1 protein-coding gene is annotated in these 627 nt (G+C 28.9%); it reads right to left on the minus strand.

Annotated elements, in window-relative coordinates; genetic code table 11:
* Positions 1-437: 437 nt before the first annotated feature.
* Positions 438-627, minus strand: a 190-nt coding sequence (locus tag ACRCJ0_RS18250) for a helix-turn-helix domain-containing protein (protein ID WP_431391554.1), incomplete at its 5' end; no start/stop codon positions are given.

Below are 627 nucleotides of genomic sequence, written 5' to 3' on the forward strand. Positions count from 1 at the left end.
CTAATCAGCTATGTCTCAAGTGAAGAATTCACCAAAAACGTCAAACAGCTCATTCAATACATGGTTTCAAATTTAGTTAGCGTAGTCCTTGAAGAAAAAAATGCTACTAATAAGAAAAGCACTAGCCTTTAGACTAAGTAGGTTGATGTTAGTTCATATTCTTTTATAATGTGCTAATGTCTTATCACATTCATATTGATGAACTAGGAATAGAAAGACTATTAAGGACTTTCTTGAAAACTGATACTATTGTAGAGAAAAAAACCGTGAGAGTATTATTCTCTTACGGTTTCTTTAGACACTTTAATCATATTCCTAGAATTTCTAAAAAGTTATTTTTTTCATGAGTAACTAATATTCCTTATTACTAACTATGTTACAAATAAAAGCACTATATTAATTTCCCTTATTAATTCTATTTTTTGATAGAGTTCACTTTAACTCGATGCAAATAATAATTCATCTAAATTAAATATCTCAATATATTTATGTGTATGTTGCTTAATTAAACCTTTATCCTCTAACGAAGAGAACTTCCGACTTATTGTTTCGGGTGTTGTACCCAAATAAGAAGCTAGCTCTTTTTTTGACATTGGTAATGTCACATAAGTATGATTTTCCTCATCT

The sequence above is a fragment of the Aerococcus sp. L_32 genome, assembly GCF_050689315.1.